The sequence below is a fragment of the Massilia sp. genome (genome assembly GCF_032106685.1).
Taxonomy (GTDB): Bacteria; Pseudomonadota; Gammaproteobacteria; order Burkholderiales; family Burkholderiaceae_D; genus Telluria.
In genome coordinates this window covers 56,432-78,015 of the sequence record NZ_DAMCPG010000015.1, presented here as the reverse complement: position 1 = coordinate 78,015, position 21,584 = coordinate 56,432, and the positions used below count along the sequence as shown (strand labels likewise).

Sequence of the window (21,584 nt, the reverse complement as noted above, 5' to 3'; positions counted from 1 at the left end):
CGCGCGAGCGATGCGCCGCCTGGCCGCCGCATTGGCGCTGGGCCTGGCCGCCTGCATGTCGAGCGCCGCCGCGCCGGACAAGACGCAGGGCTACCGCTTCGAGATCGTCACCGGCGACGACGACAGCGCCGTCACCGCGCGCATCACGGACGACCTGTACAAGCGCCTGGTGCCGACCTTCGCCGCCTTCCGCACCGAACTGGCCCAGCGCCGCCGCATGGTCACCATCGCGGTGGGGCCGGACGCGCTGCGCAAGGTCGCCGCGCGCCGCTGCGACTGCGTGGTGATCGCGGCCTTCACGTCTAGCCAGGTGTGGCGCGCAGTGCTCGAGAAGCTGCCGCCGGCGCGCGCGGCCGCCATGACGGCGGTGTATGCCGAGCCGGCGCCCGCGGACCAGCTGCAGCTGGTTAAGCTGCTGTACCGGCGTGCGGCGCGGGTCGCGGCCATCATCGGCCGGCACACGGCCTTCTACGTCCCCAGCCTGCAGGGCAGGGCCGACCTGGTGCGGGCCGCGCCTGACGACGACGTCAACGACCTGCTGGCGCGCGTCAAGCGCAGCGAGGTCTTGCTGGCGCTGCCCGACAGCGCGGTGTACACGCCCGAGAACGTGCGCAGCATCCTGCTCTCGACCTACCGCAGGAAACAGGCGGTGATCGGCTTCTCGGCCGACATGGTGAAGGTGGGTGCGCTCGCTTCCACCTATTCCGAAGTCGAGGACATCAATGCCCAGGTGGCGGAAGTCGCGGCCGCTTTCGTGGCCACCGGCGAGCTGCCGGCGCCGCAGTTCCCGCATTACTTCCGCACCGCGATCAACGAGGGCGTGGCGCGCTCGCTCGACATCGACGTGAGCGAGGAGGCGCGCCGCTTCGCAAGGCCGCGGCCATGAACCTGCGGCGCATCCTGCAGCCCTGGCGCAGCTGGAGCATCGGCCTGCGCATGGCCTTCATCACCATGCTGCCGGTGGTGTTCCTGTTCACCTCCTTCGTGTGGTACTCGTGGTACGCGCACCGCGCCCAGGTGGCCGAAGAGCTGGCCGAGCGCGGCCGCATCCTGGCGCGTGCGCTGGCCGAGACCAGCGAATACAACGTCATTTCCGGCAACCTGACCGACCTGCGCCTGACCATCAACGGCCTGGTCCAGTCCGATAAAAGCATCTTCCGGATCGACGTCGTCGACGCGCACGGCAAGCGCGCGGTGCGCGTCACCTCCGAATCGGCGCTCGACGCCGAGCCGCATTACTACGAGGCGCCGATCCGCAAGCAGGTGGTGTGGATCAACCTGTTCTCGGACAACGGCATCCCGCACGTCTCGGCCTCGAGCGACACGCGCCCGCCGACGCTGACCACCGAGGTGGTCGGCGCGGTGCGGGTGACGATGTCGCCGGCGCACCTGCTGGCCAAGCAGACGCGCCGCTTCCAGGTCGAGGTGGCGATCGCCGCGCTGGCGCTGGCCGCCAGCGGCGTGCTGGCCTGGGTGCTGGCGCGCTCGCTGACGCTGCCCCTGCGCGACGCGATCGGCGCCCTGCGCGAAATCCGCGGCGGTAACTTCCGGGTCGCGCTGCCGGTGACGACCGGCGGCGAGGTCGGCGAATTGCAGGGCTCGATCGGCGAGATGTCGGTGGCGCTCGACCAGTCCAAGCAGGACCTGGAGAACAAGGTGGCGGCCCGCACCCGGGACCTGCTCGCATCGCGCAACGAGGCGCTGCGCGCGGACGCCGACAAGCGCAAGCTGATCCAGAAGGTGAACAGCATCATCGAGGACGAGCGCAAGAGCATCGCGGTCGAGATCCACGACGAACTGAACGCTTCGCTGATCGCGGTGCGGCTGGAGGCGCAGAGCATCGGCATGCTGGCCGCGAAGGCCGTGGCCAGCGCCGAGGTGGAAGAGATCCGCGCCAAGGCGCAAGCCATCACGCGCCTGGCGCTCGATTTGTACGCCAACGGCCGGCGCCTGGTGCGGCGCCTGCGCCCCGAGGTGCTCGACATGCTCGGCCTGCACGGTGCGGTCGAAGAGATGCTGCGCCACTACGACAGCGGTTCCGGCTGCCGCTTCGCTTTTCATTCGGAGGGCGATTTTTCTCGCCTCGGCAACGAGCTGGCGATCTCGGCCTACCGCATCGTGCAGGAAGCGCTGTCGAACGTGATGAAGCACGCGCAGGCGTCGAACGCCGAGGTCACGCTGGCGCTCGACGACGCGCACGAGGTGCTGCGGATCGTGGTCGAGGACGACGGCCAGGGTTTCGATCCAGCCGTCAGCTCGGAGGGCATCGGCATCATCGGCATGCGCGAGCGCGTCTACGCACTGCACGGTACGATGGACGTGCGCTCGGCGCCGCGACGCGGCACCACGGTCGAGATCACCTTGCCACTGACGAGTCCAACTCCTGTATCGTAACGTTTTAGTCCAACCACCCTAGCCGGATCCCCATGTCGAACGAATTGAAGACGCCCTACGAACAGGGCAACCAGAACCAGACCACCACCTGGAGCGATTGCATCGCCTGGTACGAAGAGCTGGCGCGCCGCTACCCGAGCGTGCTGCGCTTCGGCGCGATCGGCACCTCGGATGCGGGCGTGCCGATCCACGCCGGCGTGGTCAGCAGCGACGGCGTGTTCAGCCGCGAGGCGATCAAGGGGAGCGGGCGTCCGGTCTTCTTCAACAACAACGGCATCCACCCGGGCGAGCCGGAAGGCGTCGACGGCTGCATGGCGCTGGTGCGCGACTTCTGCACGCAACCGTCGCGCCTGGCCGCACTGGGCGAGACCGTATTAATCTTCATCCCGCTCTACAACGTCGACGGCAGCCTGAACCGCGCGAATACCTCGCGCGTGAACCAGGACGGCCCGGAGCAGTTCGGCTTCCGCGGCAACAGCCGCCACCTCGACCTGAACCGCGACTTCGTCAAGTGCGACACCCTGACGGCCCAGGTCTTCAACAAGTTCTTCACGTCCTGGGATCCGGACGTGATGGTCGACACCCATACCTCGAACGGCGCCGACTACAGCTACACCATGACCCTGATCCACACCCAGCCGGACAAGCTGGGCGGAGACCTCGGCGCCTTCCTGCGCGACACCATGCTGCCGGCGATGTACGAACAAATGGAAGCGCGCGGCTGGCCGACCTGTCCGTACGTGAACCCGGTCAAGGACAGCCCGGACCACGGCATCGCCGACTTCCTGGAAACCGCGCGCTTCTCGACCGGCTACGCGGCCCTGCACCACACCATCGGTTTCATGCCCGAGACCCACATGCTGAAGCCCTTCAAGGACCGCTACGACTCGATGCGCGCCCTGGTCGAGACCGCGCTCGACTTCACGGTGAAGCACGCCGCGCAGATCCAGGCGCTGCGCCGCGCCGCGAAAGAGGCGGGCCGCACCCGCGTCGAATGGCCGATCCACTGGACGATGGACGAGCAGAATCCCGGCAGCTTCCGTTTCAAGGGCTACGAGGCCGGCTACAAGACTAGCGTGCTGGGCGACTACAGCCGTCTGTACTACGACCGTTCCAAACCCTGGGAACGCGACATCGCCTGGTACAACCGCTTCAACGCCGACATCACCGTGCCGGCGCCGAAAGCCTACGTCATCCCGCAGGCCTGGCGCGAAGCCATCGAGCGCCTGGAACTGAACGGCGTGAAAATGGAGCGCGTGGCCGAGGACCGCATGGAAGAGGTGGGCTACTACCACATCGTCTCGGTCGCCTCGCGCCCGAACGCCTACGAGGGCCACATGTTCCACGACGACGTCCAGCTGGACCGGCGCCGCGGCCAGGTCCTGCTGCGCGCCGGCGACGTCATCGTTTCGCTGGACCAGGACCGGGCGCGCTACGTCGTCGAAACCCTCGAGCCGCTGGCCCACGACAGCTTCTTCCGCTGGGGCTTCTTCAACAGCGTGCTGGAAAAGAAGGAAGCCTATTCCGACTACGTGTTCGAAGACGAAGCCAAGCGCCTGCTGAACGAGGAACCCGAGCTGGCCGCGAAGTTCGCCACCTGGAAGGCCGCGAACGCTGCGCTGCTGTCCAACCAGGAAGCCGTCCTCGACTTCATCTTCGCCAACTGCGCGAAATACCGCGAACCCGAGTGGGGCCGCTACCCGGTCTTCATGCTCGGCTAATCGCCGACGAGTCCCGTAGGGTGGGCACGCTGTGTCCACGCGGGGATACGCGCCGCCATCGCCGCCGCAACCGCTCCGGTAACGCACCTGCAAACCGATAAAAAACACCATGAGACACCCCACCCACGCCGCCATCGCCGCCGCCTGCCTCACCCTGACCGGCCTCGCCTGCGCAGGCCCGGCAACCACCGCCGGCCAAACCTACTTCAACCAGAACTGCGCCAGCTGCCACACCGTCGACAACAAACTGTCCTCGCGCGCCGGCCCCGGCCTCTATAACGTCATTGGCCGCAAGGCCGGCGCCGTCCCCGGCTACAACTACAGCGACGCCCTGTCGAAAGCCGGCGCGGCCGGCAAGACCTGGACCCGCGAAGAACTCGACGTCTTCCTGCGCGACCCGAACAAGGACGTCCCCGGCACGACGATGCCGATCGGGATCGCCGATGCGAAGCATCGCGCCGCCGTGATTGCCTACCTGGCCACGCAAAGCGGCAAGGCCGCCGCGCCCGCCGCAGCGGTAGCGAGCAAGCGCGCCGCCGCCGACAAGACCGGCGCCTCGCTTGATGACAAACCGGGCGACCTGCACCACATCAAGCCGACCGAGCTGGTCAAACCCTACGCCAGCGAGAGCGCCGGCAACGGCCCGAAACTCGCCGCTCGTCCGGAGGGCGTCATGCCGGCCGTCCCGCCAGGCTTCAAGGTCGGCATCTACGCCGAGGGCCTGGGCAAATCGCGCCTGCCGCTGCGCGCGCCGAACGGCGACATCATCCTGTCGGAAGCCGCCAAGGGCCAGGTCACGGTCCTGCGTTCGAAAGACGGCGAGAAGGCCGACACGGTCAGCGTCTACGCCACCGGCCTGTCGCGTCCCTACGGCATGGCCCTGTGGCCGGCCGACAAGCCGCAGTACCTGTACGTCGCCAACGTCAACTCTGTCGTGCGCTTCCCCTACAGCGTGGGCGACCTGAAGGCGAAGGGCGAGCCGGAAACCGTGATCGAGAAGATCAGCGACACCAGCGGCGGCCACGTCACGCGCACCATCGCCTTCTCGAAGGACGGCAAGACCATGTTCCTGTCGGTCGGTTCGGCCACCAACGTCGCCGCCAGCATCGGCCCGCAGCCGCCGCAGCCGCTGGCGCAGTGGGAAGCAAAATATGGCGTGGGCGCCGCCTGGGGCGAAGAAACCGAGCGCGCCGCGGTGCTGGCTTTTGATGCGGACGGCAAGCACCGCCGGGCGTATGCGAACGGCCTGCGCAACTGCGTCGGCATGATCGTGCACCCGACGACGGGAGACCTGTTCTGCAGCGTGAACGAGCGCGACGAACTCGGCGACAACCTGCCGCCGGACTACGTCACGCGCGTCAAACAGGGCGGCTTCTACGGCTGGCCGTGGTACTACATCGGCGCCAACGAAGACCCGCGCCTGAAGGGCATTCGCCCGGACCTGAAGGACAAGACCATCGTGCCCGACACCCTGATCCAGTCGCACTCGGCGCCGCTGGGCATGGTCGTGTACCAGGCGCCGAAAGGCGCGAAGCACGCCTTCCCGCCGGAGTACGAGGGCGACATCTTCGTCGCGCTGCACGGTTCCTGGAACCGCGGCATCCGCACCGGCTACAAGGTCGTGCGCGTGTTCATGAAGAACGGCGTGCCGACCGGGCAGTACCAGGACTTCATGACCGGCATGGTGCTCAGCGACCGCGATGTGTGGGGGCGTCCGGCGGCCGTGGAGGTGGCGGCGGATGGGGCCTTGCTGGTGGTGGATGATGGCGGTGGGGTGGTGTGGCGGATCGTGCCCGGTAAGTAAGGCTCTGGCGCGCTACCCGTGACGTATCCCGTAGGGTGGGCGCGGCCGGCGTAGGCACGCCGTGCCCACGCTGCTTGAATGGTCCGATAGCGGGGCAGGCAACAGCCCCGGTTGCCCCAGCGGGTCAGTGGAAGGACCCAGACTGCTACTGCATCTGGCGGAGCAAGCCTTGTTTTCGCTTCGGACGTTCGTTCTTTGCGTCGAACGTCCGAAGCGAAGCATCGCGTTTTTACTTGCTCTGTGCAATCCACCGATCCACCTTCGCCTCCAGCAGCGACAGCGGCAGCGTCCCTTCACCCAGCACGATGTCGTGGAACTTGCGGATGTCGAACCTGGCTCCCAGCGCGCTCTCCGCGCGGCGGCGCAGTTCCAGGATCTTCAGCGAACCGATCTTGTAGCCCAGCGCCTGGCCCGGCCAGACCATGTAGCGTTCGATCTGCGCGCGCGAATCCGCTTCGCTGTAGCCCAGCGTCTCCTGGAAGTACTGGATGCCCTGTTCGCGTGTCCAGCCCTTGGTGTGCATGCCGGTGTCGACCACCAGGCGCGCGGCGCGCAGCATTTCGTCGTTCAGGTGGCCAAAATAATCTTCCGGCTTGTCGAACAAGCCCATGTCCTTGCCCAGGGTTTCCGCGTACAGCGCCCAGCCTTCGGTGAAGGCGTTGTTGCCGCCGAATTTGCGGAAGTTCGGCAGGCCCAGTTCCTGCACCAGGGCGATGTGGAAGTGGTGGCCCGGCTGGCCTTCGTGCAGGTAGAGCGTGACCATGCCGGTGCTGCCGTACTGGCGCGGGTCGTTCACGACCGACCAGAACACGCCCGGGCGCGAGCCGTCCACGGCAGGCGGGGTGTAGTGGTCCGAGGCCGTGGCGCGGCTCAGTTCCGGTTCGAGGCGCAGGTCGAGCGGCGACTTCGGCATCAGGTTGAACATCGACGGCAGCTTGGTGCGCAGCTGGGCGTCGAGCTTGCGGTAGACGTCGATGACTTCCTGGTCGGTCTTGAACGGCTTGTATTTCGCCTGCTGCGAGACCCAGGCCGGCAGGCCGGCGGCAGGACCCGTGTAGCCCATCTTCGGACCGATGCGGCCGTACTCGCCCTGGATGCGCGCGACTTCCTTCAGGCCGATCTCGTGGATCTGGTCCGGCGTCAGGCTGGTCGTGGTCTGGCTCGCCACGCGGACCTTGTACCAGTCGGCGCCGTTCGGCAGCGCGTTCCAGCCGGTGCTGGTGCGCGCGGCCGGGATGTATTCCTTCTCGAGGAAGTTGGATAAGCGCGCCAGCGCCGGGTTCAGTTTGCCGCCGATGATGTCGCCATACAGCTTCGTCAGGCTGCGCTTGTCGGCGTCCGAGAAACCGGCCGGGAAGCTCTTCACCGGCGAGTAGTAGATGCTGGCGTCCGGCGAGCTGGCGACCAGCTGGCGGAACTGGGGCAGGGCAGAAGTCATGACCGACTTCGGATGCACGATGCCGCGCTTGATCCCTTCGCGCATGTTGGCGATCGCCTGGTCGATCCAGGGGCCGAGCTGGTCCAGGCGGCTGGCGTAGGCGCGGTAATCCTTCACGCTGGACAGCGGCTGGGCGCCCTGGCCGCTGGCGTAGTTCGCCAGCGTGACCGGCAGGCTGTCCATCTGGTTGATCGGCAACAGGTGCTCGGGGAAGGGCTCGAAGCGCAGCGCGGTGGCCAGTTCGTAGTCGAGGATGTCGTAGCTGGTCTGGTCGCGGCTGCTCAGCTGGTCGCGCTTGATCGCATGCAGGCGCTTCTGGAACGATTTATACCGTTCAAACTGTTTGGCGCGTTCCGCCGGCGCGATCGACATGCCGATCTGGTCGATGAAGCGGTTGTCGCCGCTCTCGCTGGCGGACACCGGATCGAAGCGCGCCACGGCGTCGTAGTACGCGTCGGCGAGCAGGTTGAGGGCCTTGCCGGCCTGCGGATGCACGGCGGCCTGGCTGGCCGCGGCGCTTGCCGGCTGTTCGGCGGCGAGTGCCGGCGCGCAGGCGATGAGGCTTGCCGCGGCGAGTGCGCCGAGCTTGAAAAACGGGGTCATGTGGGTGTTTCCTTAATAGCTGGCCAGTGGCGCCAGGGCGCCGTTCTTGAAGGTGTAGACGGTGACGGCGGTCTTCTTGATGTTGCCCTTGTCGTCGTAGCCGTAGGTGCCGACCACGCCCTGGTAGCTCAGCGTGCGCAGCTGCTGCGCCACCGCGGCCGGCGCGGTGCTGTTCGCCGCTTTCATGGCCTCGGCGATGAACATGGTCTGGTCGTAGAAGGAGGGGGCGTAGACGTCCGGGTCGCGCTTGAAGCGCGCCTTGTACTTGGTCAGGAAGGCCGGGCCGCCCGGCTGCTTGGCGATGATCGCGCCGGCCTGGGCGCAGCGCACGTTCTCGCCGACGGCCGGGCCGCCGAGCTTGGCCATCTCGGGGCTGCACAGGGTGTCGCCGCCGAGCAGCGGCACGTTCAGGCCGAGCGCCTTCATCTGGCGCGCCATCGGCGCCCCTTGCGGCGCATAACCGCCGAAGAAGATCGCGTCGACCTTCTTCGCGCGCAGCGAGGTGAGAATCGCGGCGAAGTCGCTCGCCTTGTCGTTGGTGAATTCGTGGCCCGCGACCTTGATGCCGGCGGCCTGCGCCTGGCGCTTGAATTCGGTGGCGACGCCGGTGCCGAAGGCGGTGCGGTCGTCGATCACGCCGACGTTCCTGACCTTCAGTTCCTTCGCGGCGTAGCTGGCCATCGAGCCGCCGACCTGCGAATCGCTGGCGACGATGCGGAACACCGTCTTGTAGTTCGCCTGCGTGATCTTCGGATTGGTGCCGACCGTGGACATCAGCGCGCCGGCGTCGTTGTAGACGCGCGAGGCGGGAATGGCGACGCCGGAGTTGTACGGGCCGAGGACGAACTTCACGCCGCCGTCGACCAGCTTTTGCGCCACCGTCACGCCCTGTTTCGGGTCGCCGGCATCGTCTTCGGACTGCAGCTCGAAGCGCAGCAGCTTGCCCGCTACCTTGATCTTCTGGGCGTTCAGGTCTTCGACGGCGAGGCGTACGCCGTTCTCGTTGTCCTTGCCGGCAAAGGCATTGGCGCCCGACAGCGGGCCGGTCACGCCGATTTTCACGACTTGTTCCTGCGCCAGTGCGGTGTTGGAAGCGCACAGCAGCGCGGCCAGCGCCAGCGGCGCCATGTTCATTTTCGATGGCATCAGCCTGTCTCCGTTATTGATCCAAACGGCCGCCATCATCGCATGAAAAAGCGCAGGTCGAAAACCCGCGATGTCTCCAGGAGCGGAAGACTCAGGCAGGCAAACCGTGCGCGATCAGCTCCAGCGGCAGGGCGGTGCTGCACTTGATCTGCTCCATCGAGAAGGCCGAGGACACGCCGGTCAGCTGGGCGGTCTTGATCAGCTTCTTGTAGAAGCGGTCGTAGCCCTCGATGTCGGTGGTGGCCACTTTCAGCAGGTAGTCGACGTCGCCGCTCATGCGGTGGAACTCGAGCACTTCGGGCAGGGCGACGACGGCGGCCGCGAAGCGCTCGAGCCACTTTTCGTCGTGCTCCCGCGTGCGCACGCTGACGAACACGGTGACCGGCAGGCCGACCTTTTGGCGGTTGACGATGGTGACGCGGCTTTCGATGTAGCCCTCTTCCTCCAGGCGTTTGACGCGCTTCCAGCACGGGGTGCTGGACAGGCCCACTTTTTCGCTCAGGCCCGAGATCGACAGCGTTGCGTCTGCCTGCAACGCCGCGAGGATGGCGCAATCAAATTTGTCTAGTGAATTCATTCTATTTATAGCTCACTATGAGAACAAACATGCTTAGTTTTGGATTAAATGGAACGAATATAGAACGTGCGCTTCGACACATATCCGTAACATATTGCTGAACAATAACACGATCCTTGCCTCATTTTTCAGTTTTTTATGGACGCAGAAATCTACCTCGACGCGAACGCCACTTCTCCCGTCCTGCCGGCCGCCATCGCGGCGGCGCAGGCCGCGTTGCAGGAGGATTTCGGCAATCCCAGCAGCAGCCACGGCGCCGGCCTGCGCGCCCGCGCCATCCTCGACGCCGCGCGCGCCAGTGCGCGCCGCGTGCTCGGGGCGGCCATCGGGCGGGTGCTGTTCACCAGCGGCGCCACCGAAGGCATCCAGACCGCCGTGCTCTCGGCCCTGTGCGCGCTGCGCGAGCGGCGCGCCGCCGGGCTGCCCTGCGGCGACCTGCTGCTGTACGGCGTCACCGAGCACAAGGCGGTGCCGGAAAGCCTGGCGCACTGGAACCGCATCCTCGGCACCGGCTTGACCCTGCAGGCGTTGCCGGTCGACGCCAGCGGCCGCCACCGGCTCGACCTGCTGCGCGAACTGGCGCCGCGCACCGCCTTCCTGTGCACGATGGCGGCCAACAACGAGAGCGGCGTGGTGTCCGACCTGGACGGCATCGCGGCCGTGCTCGAAGAGACGGACAGCCCCGCGTTGTGGATGGTCGACTGCGTGCAGGCGCTGGGCAAGCTGCCCTTGCTACTGGACCGCACGCGCATCGACTACGCGCCCTTCTCGGGCCACAAACTGTATGCGCCGAAGGGCATCGGCCTGCTCTACGTGCGCGCCGGCGCGCCCTTTACGCCGCTGGTCTGCGGCGGCGGCCAGGAAGCCGGACAGCGCTCGGGTACCGAGAACATGGGAGGCATCGCCGCGTTCGGCGCCGTGCTGCGGGCGCTGGAAGAGGGCGGCACTTTCCGCTCGCACGCCGACATGCTGGCGGCGCGCGAGCGGCTGGCGGGCGCGCTGCGCGAGGCTTTCCCGGCGATCGAATTCAATGCGCCCTTCGAGCACGCGCTGCCGACCACCCTGAACTTCGCCGTGCCCGGCTGGACCAGCAAGGAACTGCTCGACCTGTTCGACGCCGCCGGCGTCCGCGTCAGCGCGGGCTCGGCCTGTTCGGCGGCGAAATCCGCGCCCAGTTACGTGCTGCAGGCGATGGGTTTGTCCGACTGGCGCTGCGCCAACGCGGTGCGCCTGTCGTTCGGGCCGCTGTTCGATGCCGCATTCATCGACGAGGCCTGCCGGCGCATCGCGCGCTGCGGCGAAGCCTTGCGTAAGCCGGTGTTGTCCGCCTCGCGCTGCGGTGGCGGACGCGCCGGGGTCTACCAGTTCGTCGGCGACGAGGGCTGGCTGGTGTTCGATCCGGACCGGCGCGAGTGCGTGGCGATCGACCTGGGCCCAGGCCTGGCCGAGCGCGTGGCGGCAATGCTGCGCCAGCACGGTTACCGCCTGCGCGCGGTGCTCGGCACCGGGCTTGAGGAGGAAGCCGTCAGCGCCCTGCGCGCGCGGTTTGACGTCGGCGGCTGGCCGGCCTACTGCGATGCGGTGCGCATGGAGGACGGCGCGCCGGCCGAGGCGATCCGCCTGGGCCGCGAGATGCTGGTGCGGCGCCCGGGCCAGCCCGGCTACCTGCTCGGCAGCCTGGAAGACGGCGTGGTGCGCCAGGTACGGCTGGCGTTCGGCGCCGCTCCCGCGCAGACGCAGGCGCAGGCGGTGGTGTGCGCGCCGGCCGGCATCCGCGCGCCGGCTCCGGCGGCGCAGGACACGGCCACGCTGCAGGGCGCGCAGCTGGCGCGCTTCTTCGAGGAGCACCCGGACACGCTCCTGATCGACGTGCGCGAAGCCTGCGAGCACGCGGCCGGCACGCCGACGCTGCTCGGGCGCGCAGCCTACAATTTGCCGCTGTCGCGGCTGGCCGAGTATGCCTTCTGGCTGCGCGGCGAAGCGCGGCCGCTGGTGTTCTTCTGCCGCAGCGGGAACCGCAGCCTGAAGGCGGTGCAAGTCCTGCAAGGACTGGGGCGCGGGCAGGTCTGGCACCTGGCCGGCGGCTTGGCCTTGAACCGCGCCGGGTAGTCGTAGCGCATACCCATATCGCGTGGTAAATCGCACACTGCCCATCACCGCCTGGGCAGCGAGGCTGCCCACCCTACGGCGCCGCCCACGCGCTGATCGATAACGGTTGCGCGGCCACCGCCGCACCGCTACCCGTTTCGTTCCGGCGGCCGCCACCTTGCGCCCCACGCAACACCAGCGTACGTTAGCGCACGGTTTCTCATCCGATGACGCCTTAGCATGACGCCAGTCGTGCATCGTGTTCCCTCCAGACCGGCCAGGCCGCGCAAGGGCCGGCATGCATGCTCATCGTCGAGGCCCCTGTTGAACGAAGAATCGCATCTCCTGCCCGGCGCGCAGCGTGAAGGGTACCAGCCTGTCCGCCCATTCGGCGCGGACGAGGCCCCGCTGCGCGCCGAGCCGTTCAGCGCCGCGCAGATGGCGGTGCATGGGCGCCAGCTGGCCGCGCGCCACGAACTGGTGCGGGACGGCTTCCCCGGGCGCCTGCTGGCGCGCCTGGAGCGCAATGCCGACGCGATCCGGGATGCCTGTGCCGCCCTGGCGCATGCGGCCGGCGGCGCCGACCCGCTCGCGCCGGCCGCCGCGTCGCTGCTCGACCATTACCCCCTGATCGACGAACAGGTCCGCTTCGCGCGCCACCACCTGGCGCCGGGCGACACCCGGGCGCTGCCCTGCCTAACCAACGGCAACGCCCGCGCCTACCAGCTCGCGCTCGAAGCCGTCTCCCATGGCGACGGCCGCCTGGAGCGCGACAGCCTGGCGCGCTTCGTCGCCGCCTACCAGGAAGGCGCGCCGCTGCTGCTGGCCGAACTGCGGGCGATCCCGGTCATGCTGCGCCTGGCCCTGGTCGAGAACCTGCGCCGCCTGGCGCTGCGCCTGGCGCAGGCACGCGCGCAGCGCGCGCTGGCCCGGGACTGGGCCGAGCGCATGATCGCCACCGCCGGCGTCCGCCCCGGCGACCTGGTCCTCGCGATGGCCGACATGGCGCGCACCGTGCAGCCGATGGGAAGTGCGTTCGTGGCCGAACTGGCGCGGCGCCTGCAGGGACGCGGCGGCGCGCTGGCCCAGGTGCTGCAATGGCTCGATACCCGCCTGGCCGACGAGGATTCCGGCATCGGGGCCGAAGTGCGGGCGGACGACCAGGGCCAGGCCGCCGACCGGGCTTCGCTCGCCAACAGCATCGCCAGCCTGCGCCTGCTCGGCGTGGTCGACTGGGGCGACTTCCTCGAAACCGTGAGTCCGGTCGAGCAGGCCCTGCGCCAGGACCCCTGCGGCAGCTATGGCCGCATGGACGCCGCCACGCGCGGCCACTACCGGCGCGCGGTCGAGCGCCTGGCGCGCGCCTCGCGCCGCGGCGAAGCCGACGTCGCCGCCGAGGCGCTGGCGCTGGCCGGCGCGGCCCCGGAGGGGGACGGACAGGACGCGCGCGGGCGCCACGTCGGCTACTATCTGGTCGGCGACGGCGCGCCGGCGCTGCGCGCCAGGCTGGGGATGCGCGCCGCGCCATTGGCCGCGCTGCGCCGTGCCGCACGGCGCAGGCCGCTGCTGACGTATCTCGGCGCCGTTGGCGCCTTGACCCTGCTGTTCACGGCGGCGCTGCTGGTGCACGCCTGGCGCGGCGGCGCCGGCGCCCCGCTGTTGGTCGTGTTCGGCATCCTGGCCGCGTTCGGCGCCAGCGAGCTGGGGCAGGCGCTGGCCAGGATGATGGCCGCGCGCCTGGCGACGCCGAGGCCGCTGCCGCGCATGGATTTGAGCGCCGGTATCCCGATTGCGGCGCGCACGCTGGTCGCGGTCCCGGCGCTGCTCGACAGCGAAGAAAAGATCGCGGCCCTGTGCGGCGCGCTCGAGGCGCATTACCTGGCCAACCGCGATCCGAACCTGCGTTTCTGCCTGCTGAGCGATTTCGCCGACGCGGCGCAGGAAACCGTCTTCGGCGACGCCGAACTGCTGGAGCAAGCGCGCGCGGCGATCGCGGCCCTGAACGCGCGTCACGGCGCAGCGACCGGACAAGGCTCGCCCTTCCTGCTGCTGCACCGTCCGCGCAGCTGGAGCGCGGGCGAGGGCGCGTGGATCGGCCGCGAGCGCAAGCGCGGCCAATTCGCCGACCTGAACGCCTTGCTGCGCGGCGGCGCGCGCGAGCGCTTCTGCCTGGTCGAAGGAAAGCTCGAGGGCCTGGAAGAGGTCCGCTACGTGATCGCGCTCGACGCTGGCGCCAGCCTGCCGCGCGACGGCGCGCGCCGGCTGGTGGCGGCGATGATTCACCCCTTGAACCGGCCGCTGCTGGACGCGGCCGGCCGCCGCGTCGTCGCCGGCCACGCGCTGCTGCAGCCGCGCACGACATCGGCGCTGCCCCCGGAGGATGCCTCGCGCTACGCCCGGCTTGGCAGCGGCAACGGCAGCGGCAACGGCATCCATCCGGCAGCGCGCGGCGCGCCCGAGCTCGACCAGGACCTGTTCGGCGCGTGCGTCTACGGCGGCCAGGGGATCTACGAGGTCGATGCCTGCGCGCGCGTGCTGGACCGCCTGCCGCAGGGGCAGGTGCTGGCGCACGACCTGCTGGCCGGCTGCTGCCTGCGCGCCGGCCTGCTGGACGAGGTGGCGCTCGCCGCCCCGGTCCCGGCGCGCTACAGCGACGACGTCGCGCGCCGCCACCGCTGGATCCGCGGCGATTGGCAGCTGGCCGGCTGGCTGCGCGCGCGCGTGCCGGGCACGGACGGAAAGCGCGAGCCGAATCCGCTGCCGCCGCTGGCGCGCTGGCACCTGTTCGATGGCCTGCGCCGCAGCCTGGTCGCGCCGACCCTGCTGGCGGCGCTGCTGCTGTGCTGGGCGCTGCTGCCGGAGCCGGCGTTCTGGAGCGGCGCCGCGCTGGCCGTGTTCTTCCTGCCGGCCTTCCTCGGCATGTTCGTCAGGCTGGCCGACCAGCCGCACGACATGCTGTGGCGCCAGCACCTGGCCAACTGGTGGCGCGACACCCGCTTCGCGCTCGGCCACGCCGCGCTGGACACCGCCTTCCTGCCGCACCGGGCCTGGTACGGCATGGATGCGATCGTCCGCAGCGGCTGGCGCATGCTGGTCTCGCGCCGCAAGCTGCTGCAGTGGCGCTCGACCCGGCTGGTGCGCTCGAGCACGGACATGGAATCGAACTGGCGCAGCATGTGGTTCGCGCCCGCGTTCGCGGTGGGCACGGCGGTGCTGCTCAGCTTCCTGCATCCGTTCGCGCTGTTCGCGGCGGCGCCCTTGCTGCTGCTGTGGTTCCTGTCGCCGGTCCTGGCCTGGTGGCTCAGCCTGCCGCACCCTCCGCGCGCGCCGCGTCTCTCCGCCGCGCAAACCCGTTTCCTGGCCGCGCTGGCGCGCCGCCACTGGGACTATTTCGAGACCCTGGCCGGCGCGCAGGACAACTGGTTCGCGCCGGACCGGCTGCAGGAGCACCCGGACACGATGCTGGCGCACCGCACCTCGCCGGCCAGCATCGGCATCGGCTTGCTGTCCACCCTGAGCGCCCGGGACTTCGGCTTCATCCCCCAGTCCGCGCTGCTGGCGCGGCTGCGCGCGAGCTTCGACAGCATGGCGCTGCTGGAGCGCCACCACGGCCACTTCTACGCCGGCTACGACACGCGCACGCTGGCGCCGCTGGCGCCGGTCCGCATCGACACCGCCGCCAGCGGCAACCTGGCCGGCCACCTGCTCACCCTGGCCGCCGGCCTGGAGCAACTGGCGGACCTGCCGATCGCCGGAGAACAGGCGCTGGCCGGCATGCGCGCCACGCTGCGCGTCGTCGAGGACCACGCGGCCACGGCGTCTCGCGTCTTGCATGCAGCCCTGGCGCACTGCGCGCAGGTGCTGGACCCGGACAACTGCCGCAAGGCCGGCACGCTGCCAGGCCTGGCCGACTGCCTGCAATCGGCCAGCGCGGCCGCCGCGGCCTTGCCCGCGCTGCTGCCCGACGATGCCGACCCCGAGCTGCGCGCATGGTGCGCGCGCCTGGACGAGGATGGCCGCGCGGCGCATGCCGACCTGCTGGCGCAGGCGCCGTGGATGCGCGCGGTGCACGAATACGTGCTCGACGCCAGCCTGACGCGCATTCCGACGCTGCGCGAACTGGCCGCTTTCACCGCCCCGGCCGGCGACGACGAGGCCACGCGCATGCTGGCCGCGCTGGTGGAAGAGGGCGTGGCCGCCGCCCGCGCGCGCCTGCGCGAGATCGCCGCGCTGGCCGGGCAGGCACGCGCCTTTGCCGACATGGATTTCGGCCTGCTCTACGACCGCGACACGAGGCTGCTGGCGGCCGGCTATGACGTGACCGAGGACCGCCTGGAAGACGCCGCCTGCGACCAGCTGGCGTCGGAAGCGCGCCTGGCCAGTTTCATCGGCATCGCCCATGGCCAGCTGCCGCAGGAACACTGGTTCGCGCTCGGGCGCCAGCTGGGCGTGGTCGGCGGCGAGCAGGTGCTGCTGTCGCGCGGCGGCGCGCTGCGCGACTACCTGATGCCCTCCCTGGTGATGCCGGCCTGGCGCGGCACGCTGCTCGACCAGTCCGCGCGCGCCGCCGTCCACGTCCAGGCCGATCACGCGCGCCGCCACGGCGTTCCCTGGGGCGTCTCGGACTGCGCCTGCAATACGGTCGACGCCGCGCTGCACTACGAGTACCGCGCCTTCGGCGTGCCGGGCCTGGGCCTGCGGCGCGGATTGAAACGCGACCTGGTGATCGCGCCGCATGCGGCCATGCTTGGCCTGTTGGTGGCGCCGGAACCGGCCTGCGCCAACCTCGAGCGCATGGCCGGGCTCGGCCTGGTTGGCCGCTACGGTTTCTACGAAGCGATCGACTATACCGGCGCGCGCCTGCCGCAGGGACATGGGCAGCGCCAGGCGGTCGTGCGCGCTTTCCTGGCGCAGCACCAAGGGATGGGCTTGCTGGCGCTGTCGCACCTGCTGCTCGATCGTCCGATGCAGAAGCGTTTCGAGGCCGATCCGCGCTTGCGGGCCGCGCTCCCGCTGCTGCAGGAACGGGTGCCGAGGTCGGGCGCCTTCGACGTCGCCGACATCGAGCCGGCGGCGCGGCCGCGGGCGCCGCTGCCGATGCGCGCCGCGCCGCGTCCGGGGCGGTCGCAGCCCGAGGTGCAGCTGCTGTCGAACGGCCGCTATCACCTGGTGCTCGACAGCGAAGGCGGCGGCGACAGCCGCTGGCACGGCCTGGCCCTCACGCGCCGGCGCGGCGGCGCCACGGACGGCGGCGGCGGCCTGTCCTGCTACCTGCGCGACCTCGACAGCGGTGCGGTCTGGACCGCCGCGTGGCAGCCGGCGCTGGCCGAACCGGAACAGTACGAAGCCCTGTTCCCGGAAGGGAGCGCGCAACTGCGCCGGCGCGACCGCGGCATCGAGCTGGTCACCGAGATCGTCGTCTCGCCCGAGGACGACGTCGAGCTGCGCCGCATGCGCATTCGCAACCGCTCCGGCCAGGCGCGCGCGATCGAGCTGACGAGCTACGTGGAAGTGCTGCCGGCGCCGGATGACCCGGACCGCGCCTGGCCGGCGCAATGCGCCATCCTGGCCGACGATGGCGCCATCCTGTGCACGCGGCCGCCGCGCGTGCAGGACGAGCCGCCGCCCTGGCTGCTGAACCTCATGACGGTCCACGGCGGCAAGCCCGAGGCGGCTGCGTTCGAAACCAGCCGCGCGCGCTTCCTGGGCCGCGCTGACGGCAATCCGCTGCCGGCCGCGCTGCGCAGCCGGGCGCCGCTGGCCGGCGCGGACGGCGCCGAGCCCGATCCGGCGCTGGCGATCCGCCGCGTGCTCGCGCTCGCCCCGGACGACGAAGTGGTGGTCGACCTGGTGCTGGGTGTGGCTGAAACCCGCGCCGCGGCGCTGGCATTGGCGGCGAAGCTGCGCGACCGCGACGCGGCCGGGCGCGTGTTCGCGCTGGCCTGGACCCACAGCCAGGCCTTCCTGGCCTCGCTGGATATCGGCCCGGCCGACGCCCGGCTCCACGGCCGCCTGGCCGGTCACGTGCTGTACCCGCGCCGCGCGCTGCGCGCCGATCCCGCCCTGGTTGCGCGCAACCGGCTGGGCCAGTCCGGCCTGTGGCCGTACGCGATCTCGGGCGACCATCCGCTCGTCCTGCTGCACCTGCGCGACGCCGCGAACCTCACGCTGGCGCGCCAGGTAGTGCAGGCGCACGCCGGCTGGAGCCTGAAGGGGCTGGCGGTCGACCTGGTGATCTGGTACGAGGGCGAGGCGCTGGGCGAGCAGCTCACGGAACTCGTCGCGGCGCTGGCGCCGCCGTCCGGGCGCCCCGGCGCCGTCTTCGTGCTCGCCTTCGACCAGATGGCGGCAGAAGACCGCATGCTGATGCAGGCGGCAGCGCGCGTGGTGCTGACGGACGAACGCGGCAGCCTGGCCGAGCAGCTGCATTGCGCAGCGGCGGCGCCGGCGCCGCCGCAGCCGCCGACGATGTATCCGGAAGAGGCGAGCGAGAACTGGACGCTGCGCGCGCCCGATCCGGCGCCGCGCCAGCTCGTGCTCGACAACGGCATCGGCGGCTTCAGCGAGGACGGCCGCGAATACCTGGTCCGCACCGGGCCGGGCCGGCGCGCGCCGGCGCCATGGTCGAACGTGCTGGCCAGCCCGGTGTTCGGTTCGCGGGTGTCGGAAAGCGGCCAGGCCACCAGCTGGAGCGAGAACGGGCGGGACTTCCGTATCACGGCATCGGATGACGACCCGCTGCGCGAGGCCGGCGGCGAAGCCTTCTACCTGCGCGACGAGCACAGCGGCGCATTCTGGTCGCCGACCGCGCTGCCCGCGCCGTCCGGTGGCGAATACCTGACGCGCCACGGCTTCGGCTACAGCGTGTTCGAGCACGCGGCGCACGGCATCCATTCCGAACTGACCAGCTTTGTCGCGCTGGACGCGCCGCTGAAGTACACGGTGCTGCGGGTACGCAACGACAGCAGCGCGCCGCGCCGGCTGTCGGCCACCGGCTACGTCGCCTGGGTGCTGGGACGCGCGCATGAGGAAGCCATGCACGTCGTGACCGGGCGCGACCCGGCCAGCGGCGCCCTGGTCGCGCGCAATGCCTGGCATGCCGACTTCGCGGGGCGCACCGGCTTCTTCCACGTCGACGCCGAGCCGGCCGCCTTCACCTGCGACCGCATGGAATTCATCGGCCGCGGGCGCGACCTGGCCAACCCGGCGGCGCTGGCGCGCGCCACGCTTTCCAGTGCCGGTGGCGCCGCGATGGGCGCCGCGCTCGACCCCTGCGCCGCGCTGCAGATGGCGTTCGAGCTGCAACCGGGCGAGCAGAAGGAGCTGGTGTTCGTGCTCGGCGTCGGCGACGACGACCAATACGGCGCCGCCGGCCTGGTGCGGCGTTGCGGCGGGGCGGTGGCCGCCGGCGCCGCGCTGGAAAAGGTGCGCGCCTGGTGGAACGAGACCCTGGGCGCCGTGCGCGTGGCGACACCCGACCCGGCGCTCGACGCCCTGGCCAACGGCTGGCTGTTGTACCAGGCGATTGCGGGCCGCATGTGGGCGCATGCCGGGGGCGCCACCGTGGTCGGCGAGGTCCTGCAGGACGCGCTGGCGCTGGTCCACGCCCGGCCGCAGCTGCTGCGCGCGCAACTGCTGCTGTGCGCGGCGCGCCAGTACGTCGAGGGCGACGTCCAGCACTGCTGGCATGCGCCGTCCGGCCGTGGCCTGCGCACGGGCGGCACGATCGAGGCGCTGTGGCTGCCGTTCGCGGTGTGCCGCTACGTCGCCGCGACCGGAGACGACGCCGTGCTGGACGAATCGCTGCCCTACCTGGAGGGGCGTGCGCCCGAGCCGGGAGCTGGGGCACATGAGGACCAGCCGGCCGAATCGAACCTGCGCGGCGACCTATACGAACACTGCGTGCGCGCGCTGCGCCACGCAATGCGCTTCGGCGCGCACGGCCTGCCCGTCCACGCAGGCGAGGGCGAGGGCGGTTACGAAAGCACCTGGCTGGGCTGGTTCATGGCCGAGGTACTGCAGCGCTTCGCCGGGCTGGCCGAGCGCCGCGCCGACTACGGCTTCGCCACCACTTGCCGCGCGACGGCCCAGGTGCTCGCCGCCCAGGCCGAGGAGCACGCCTGGGACGGCGAACGCTATCGCCGCACTCCCGGCGAGGACGGCAGCCCGCCCGGCCCGGCGGACCGGGACGCGCAGAGCTGGAGCGTGCTGTCCGGCGTGGCCGATCCGCAACGCGCGGCCAGGGCGCTGGATGCGCTCGCGGCGGACGAGGGCGAGCGCCTGGACACCCGCTCCGCCGCCTGGGCCGCGATGGCCTTCGCCCAGCTGGGACAGGGCGAACGCGCCTGGGCCTTGCTGGACGCGATCAACCCGGCGCGGCGCACGGCGACGCCGGAAGCCTGCGCGCGCTACGCGATGGCACCCTATGCGATGGCGGAAGAGGTGCCGCCAGCTCATCCTTACGTTGGTTGCGGGCGCGGGAGCTGGTACACTTCCCCGGCTGGCTGGACGTACCGGCTGATCGTCGAATCGCTGCTCGGAATCGGGCGGCAGGGCGAGCGCCTGGTGCTGTCGCCGCAGCTGCCCCGCGGGTGGCCGGGCTTTCGCCTGGACTACCGCTACCGTAATTCCCTGTACGAGATCGAGGTGCGCTTCGCCGAGGCGGACGCGCTGCTGGTCGACGGCCGGGAAGAACAGGGCAACCAGGTCGCCCTGGCCGACGACGGCCGGACGCACCGGGTCGAGCTGCTGGTCGCGCGCTGGCATGGGACCGCCATTGCGGCGGCAAGCGAAGAACCTCAGTCGAAGTCCATCACATGAAGAAAATCACGCTGGCGGCCGGTGCCGCCTTCCTGCTGGCGGCAAGCGCCGCGCACGCCGCCGACTGGAGCGATACCTCGGTCAGCTGGCGCTACGGCACCCGTTTCGCCGAGCCGTACAATCCGGAACACATCTCGAAACACATCTTTGCGCTGACCCACGCCAGCGGCTACAAGTACGGCAGCAACTTCTTCAACGTCGACCTGCTGCAGTCCGACAAGAACGACCCGGCCTCGCTGACCCAGTCCGAGGGCGCGCAGGAAGCCTACATCGTCTACCGCCACACGCTCGACATCGGCGCGTTGCGCGGCACCGAGATGCGCTACGGCGCGGTCAAGGGCGTGGGCCTGACCTTCGGCTTCGACTGGAACACCAAGAACGACGTCGGCTACAACTCGCGCAAGCGCATGCTGGTTGCTGGCCCGACCCTGATGTGGGACGTGCCGGGCTTCCTGAACACCAGCATCCTGCTGCTGCGCGAATCGAACGCCCCGAGCGGCGCCTTCCCGCCGATCTCGAACGTCAACGGCCGCTACACCTACGACACCCACGCCATGCTGTCGGCGACCTGGGGCATCCCGGTGGCCGAGCGCCTGTCCTTCGAGGGCTACCTGAACTACATCGCCGCCAAGGGCCGCGACGAGGTCGGCAACGGCACCGGCGCCGAGACCAACCTCGACATGGCGCTGATGTACGACATCGGCTATCACTTCGGCCAGCCGAAGAACCGCTTCCGCCTCGGCCTCGAGTACCAGTTCTGGAACAACAAGTTCGGCAACACGCGCAAGACCACGGGCGGCCAGGGCCAGCGCGCCAGCACGCCGATGGTGCGGGCCGAGTACCACTTCTGATCGTTCAGAAACCGAGCCGCAACGCGGCGGCAGGCGGCGCGACAGCCCCTGCCGCCGCCGCACACGCTTCAATGTTTGCATATCGGAATTGCATAATATAATGGCAATTTCGAGGCCTTTGCGCCGAGTTGACGAACACTGG

Annotated in this window: 10 protein-coding genes; 7 read left to right on the top strand and 3 right to left on the bottom strand. The window is 70.0% G+C overall.

The annotated features are described in order from the left end of the window. Window positions 1-10: 10 nt before the first annotated feature. The 4 genes from RT688_RS10980 to RT688_RS10965 all read left to right on the top strand — a co-directional run bounded on the left by RT688_RS10980 (window position 11) and on the right by RT688_RS10965 (window position 5,919). Complete coding sequence (locus RT688_RS10980; RefSeq protein WP_313704918.1) at window positions 11-886, top strand: hypothetical protein; 876 nt, start codon at window positions 11-13, stop codon at window positions 884-886. Further along, window positions 883-2,394: an ATP-binding protein gene (locus RT688_RS10975; RefSeq protein WP_313704917.1), complete on the top strand. Its 1,512-nt coding sequence runs from the start codon at window positions 883-885 to the stop codon at window positions 2,392-2,394. Before RT688_RS10980 ends, RT688_RS10975 begins: the two co-directional genes overlap by 4 nt. Window positions 2,395-2,426: 32 nt before the next feature. Next, entirely contained in the window at window positions 2,427-4,115 is a 1,689-nt protein-coding gene (locus RT688_RS10970; RefSeq protein ID WP_313704916.1) for a M14 family zinc carboxypeptidase, read from the top strand. A 109-nt stretch (window positions 4,116-4,224) separates the two neighbouring features. Continuing rightward, on the top strand, window positions 4,225-5,919 hold the full coding sequence (locus tag RT688_RS10965; protein ID WP_313704915.1) for a PQQ-dependent sugar dehydrogenase: 1,695 nt from the start codon (window positions 4,225-4,227) through the stop codon (window positions 5,917-5,919). 229 nt (window positions 5,920-6,148) lie between these two features. Here RT688_RS10965 and RT688_RS10960 read toward each other — a convergent pair whose 3' ends face one another. The 3 genes from RT688_RS10960 to RT688_RS10950 all read right to left on the bottom strand — a co-directional run bounded on the left by RT688_RS10960 (window position 6,149) and on the right by RT688_RS10950 (window position 9,683). Further along, window positions 6,149-7,960: a DUF885 domain-containing protein gene (locus RT688_RS10960; RefSeq protein ID WP_313704914.1), complete on the bottom strand. Its 1,812-nt coding sequence runs from the start codon at window positions 7,958-7,960 to the stop codon at window positions 6,149-6,151. Between the two features lie 12 nt (window positions 7,961-7,972). Beyond that, a complete protein-coding gene (locus tag RT688_RS10955) occupies window positions 7,973-9,106 on the bottom strand; it encodes a branched-chain amino acid ABC transporter substrate-binding protein (RefSeq protein WP_313704913.1) in 1,134 nt (377 codons plus the stop codon). Window positions 9,107-9,197: 91 nt separating this feature from the next. Beyond that, window positions 9,198-9,683, bottom strand: coding sequence for an Lrp/AsnC family transcriptional regulator (locus tag RT688_RS10950; RefSeq protein WP_313704912.1), 486 nt, complete (start codon window positions 9,681-9,683; stop codon window positions 9,198-9,200). Between the two features lie 138 nt (window positions 9,684-9,821). Here RT688_RS10950 and RT688_RS10945 point away from each other — a divergent pair, with 138 nt between their 5' ends. The 3 genes from RT688_RS10945 to RT688_RS10935 all read left to right on the top strand — a co-directional run bounded on the left by RT688_RS10945 (window position 9,822) and on the right by RT688_RS10935 (window position 21,442). Then, window positions 9,822-11,792, top strand: a complete 1,971-nt coding sequence (locus RT688_RS10945; protein ID WP_313704911.1) for an aminotransferase class V-fold PLP-dependent enzyme — start codon at window positions 9,822-9,824, stop codon at window positions 11,790-11,792. A 303-nt stretch (window positions 11,793-12,095) separates the two neighbouring features. After that, window positions 12,096-20,591 carry a GH36-type glycosyl hydrolase domain-containing protein gene (locus tag RT688_RS10940; RefSeq protein ID WP_313704910.1) on the top strand — a complete coding sequence of 2,832 codons (8,496 nt, stop codon included), beginning with the start codon at window positions 12,096-12,098 and terminating at the stop codon, window positions 20,589-20,591. Further along, the gene (locus tag RT688_RS10935; RefSeq protein ID WP_313704909.1) at window positions 20,588-21,442 is read left to right on the top strand and encodes an outer envelope protein; all 855 of its coding nucleotides are present in this window, start codon (window positions 20,588-20,590) and stop codon (window positions 21,440-21,442) included. Before RT688_RS10940 ends, RT688_RS10935 begins: the two co-directional genes overlap by 4 nt. Window positions 21,443-21,584: the final 142 nt, after the last annotated feature.

Coding starts and splice junctions, on each gene's coding strand:
- RT688_RS10980 (WP_313704918.1), top strand. CDS start 11: ATGCGCCGCCTGGCCGCCGCATTGGCGCTGGGCCTGGCCGCCTGCATG.
- RT688_RS10975 (WP_313704917.1), top strand. CDS start 883: ATGAACCTGCGGCGCATCCTGCAGCCCTGGCGCAGCTGGAGCATCGGC.
- RT688_RS10970 (WP_313704916.1), top strand. CDS start 2,427: ATGTCGAACGAATTGAAGACGCCCTACGAACAGGGCAACCAGAACCAG.
- RT688_RS10965 (WP_313704915.1), top strand. CDS start 4,225: ATGAGACACCCCACCCACGCCGCCATCGCCGCCGCCTGCCTCACCCTG.
- RT688_RS10960 (WP_313704914.1), bottom strand. CDS start 7,960: ATGACCCCGTTTTTCAAGCTCGGCGCACTCGCCGCGGCAAGCCTCATC.
- RT688_RS10955 (WP_313704913.1), bottom strand. CDS start 9,106: ATGCCATCGAAAATGAACATGGCGCCGCTGGCGCTGGCCGCGCTGCTG.
- RT688_RS10950 (WP_313704912.1), bottom strand. CDS start 9,683: ATGAATTCACTAGACAAATTTGATTGCGCCATCCTCGCGGCGTTGCAG.
- RT688_RS10945 (WP_313704911.1), top strand. CDS start 9,822: ATGGACGCAGAAATCTACCTCGACGCGAACGCCACTTCTCCCGTCCTG.
- RT688_RS10935 (WP_313704909.1), top strand. CDS start 20,588: ATGAAGAAAATCACGCTGGCGGCCGGTGCCGCCTTCCTGCTGGCGGCA.